The sequence below is a fragment of the Dellaglioa sp. CoH-57-MRSF-16 genome (genome assembly GCF_056782055.1).
This window is the reverse complement of sequence record NZ_JBXAXZ010000057.1, coordinates 1-466: the sequence shown is the minus strand read 5'-3', so window position 1 is coordinate 466 and position 466 is coordinate 1. Positions and strand designations below refer to the sequence as shown.

General features: G+C 57.1%; 1 protein-coding gene. It reads left to right on the top strand.

All coding sequences use genetic code 11. The features are described 5' to 3' along the window. A partial coding sequence (locus tag AC1RPH_RS07820) for a hypothetical protein (protein ID WP_481762029.1) occupies window positions 1-466 on the top strand: 466 nt, incomplete at both ends.

Genomic DNA, 466 nt, shown 5'->3' with positions numbered 1-466 from the left:
TCGATCAACTCAAGTCCGAAATTGCGAGGCTCCGCAACGAGCGCGCGGCCTCGGAACGCGTGACTGACAAGCATACGGCACGAAAAGCCGCAGAACTTGCGGGCTCCGGCTACAAATACTCCGGCTACATTCTCCAAAACGAGAAAGGCGAACGTGTGTTCATTGAGATGGGCGCAGTTCGCTGGATCGACAACAAGGCTATGTGGCAGCTGATGCACCCGGGACCGAAACCCGTGGAGCGTGAGCCCAACACATGTCCGTGTGGCACTAGCCTAGATTTGTGCTCGAAGCCTTCGGAGGCTCCGCTGTGCGGAAAACCTCAGCCGGAATTGGCTGTGCCTCCCGTCAAGTTCACGGAGTACGGAACTTCGTTCAACGTCAACGGAGCGCCGTTTCCAGTCGAGTTCGGCAATCTTCATGATCGCTATGTGGCACGCGGTTTCGAGGGCCCGAAACTGTACACGAT